1 protein-coding gene is annotated in these 1705 nt (G+C 56.1%); it reads left to right on the top strand.

Annotated elements, in window-relative coordinates:
• Positions 1 to 480: 480 nt before the first annotated feature.
• Positions 481 to 1705 (top strand): arginine-ornithine antiporter (gene arcD, locus J5M56_RS23540; RefSeq protein ID WP_207937891.1); only part of this gene is annotated, 1225 nt, incomplete at its 3' end.

Genomic DNA, 1705 nt, shown 5'->3' with positions numbered 1-1705 from the left:
CCGACCACAAGTGCAACTAATGCGCCTAGCTTTAGTTTTCCCGAAGAATCAGACATTTAACAACTCCTGCCAGGAGAAAGTTGACGACAGCATAAATCCGTCGCCGTGGCCTTGAACTGACGTGAATCAGTTCTAGGCAAGGTGAAGGTAGGAAATTTCCTTCACGCGCTCCTGGAGAGTGCCAACAGCTCAGCTGCAGGCCTTATGCGCTGGCACCTCCATGTACGGCTAGAGCGAACGCTCTGTTTAACCTGCGATCTCTGAAGCTAGTTGCTTTCACCGTTTTCGCAAATTTTTCACAAAAAATTGTGCGTTTTATAGGTTTCTTTTCTTGTTGTGTTACAACTGCTAGCGTTACAGGAATTTTATAAGTTACTTCCGTCATTACAGGCATGAGTTTAATTTTAAGCCGGTCTATATAGCGCTAAAAGATGGCGCACAGGGTTGTTTCAGTCTCTGGCAATGTGAACAAGGAACAGCATGAACGAACCAGGACAAAAGCTGCGCCTGGGCGCACTGATCGCATTGGTGGTCGGTTCGATGATCGGTGGCGGGATCTTTTCGCTGCCGCAGAACATGGCTGCCCGCGCCGACGTCGGCGCGGTTCTAATTGGCTGGGCAATCACCGCTGTGGGCATGCTGGCCTTGGCGTTCGTGTTCCAGACGCTGGCCAACCGTAAACCTGAACTGGACTCGGGAGTCTATGCCTACGCCAAAGCTGGCTTCGGCGAGTACATGGGGTTTTCCTCGGCATGGGGGTACTGGATCAGTGCCTGGATGGGCAATGTCGGCTATTTCGTATTGCTGTTCAGCACTTTGGGCTACTTCTTCCCGATCTTCGGCGAAGGTAACACCCCCGCGGCCATCATCGCTGCATCGGTGCTGCTGTGGGCCGTGCATTTTCTGGTACTGCGCGGCATCAAGGAAGCAGCCTTCATCAACCTGGTCACCACTGTGGCCAAGGTCGTGCCGCTGGTGCTGTTTGCGCTGATTTGCCTGTTCGCCTTCAAGCTCGAGGTGTTCACCGCCGACATCTGGGCCGTGGGTACTCCCGAGCTTGGCAGCGTGATGAACCAGGTACGCAACATGATGCTGGTCACCGTCTGGGTGTTCATCGGCATCGAAGGCGCAAGCATCTTCTCGTCACGGGCGGAAAAACGCTCCGACGTGGGCAAGGCCACGGTCATCGGCTTCATCACCGTGTTGCTGTTCCTGGTGCTGGTCAACGTGCTTTCGCTAGGCATCATGACCCAGCCGGAGCTGGCCAAGCTGCAGAACCCGTCGATGGCTGCGGTGCTCGAGCATGTGGTAGGCCATTGGGGTGCGGTGCTGATCAGCGTCGGGCTGATCATCTCGCTGCTCGGCGCCCTGTTGTCCTGGGTGTTGCTGTGCGCCGAGATCATGTTCGCTGCGGCCAAGGACCACACGATGCCGGAGTTCCTGCGCCGGGAAAACGCCAACCAGGTGCCGGCGAACGCGCTGTGGCTGACCAACGCGATGGTGCAGATCTTCCTGGTCATCACGCTGTTCTCCAACAGTACCTACCTGTCGCTGATCTACCTCGCCACCTCGATGATCCTGGTGCCTTACCTGTGGTCAGCGGCGTATGCCTTCCTGCTGGCACTGCGCAGCGAGACATACGAACAGGCCCTGGCCGAACGCAAGAAGGACCTGATCATCGGTGCCATCGCACTGCTTTACGCCA

Source organism: Pseudomonas sp. 51_B (genome assembly GCF_017491595.1).
In the GTDB taxonomy this organism is placed as follows: Bacteria; Pseudomonadota; Gammaproteobacteria; order Pseudomonadales; family Pseudomonadaceae; genus Aquipseudomonas; species Aquipseudomonas promysalinigenes.
This window is presented reverse-complemented; position numbering and strand designations above follow the sequence as displayed.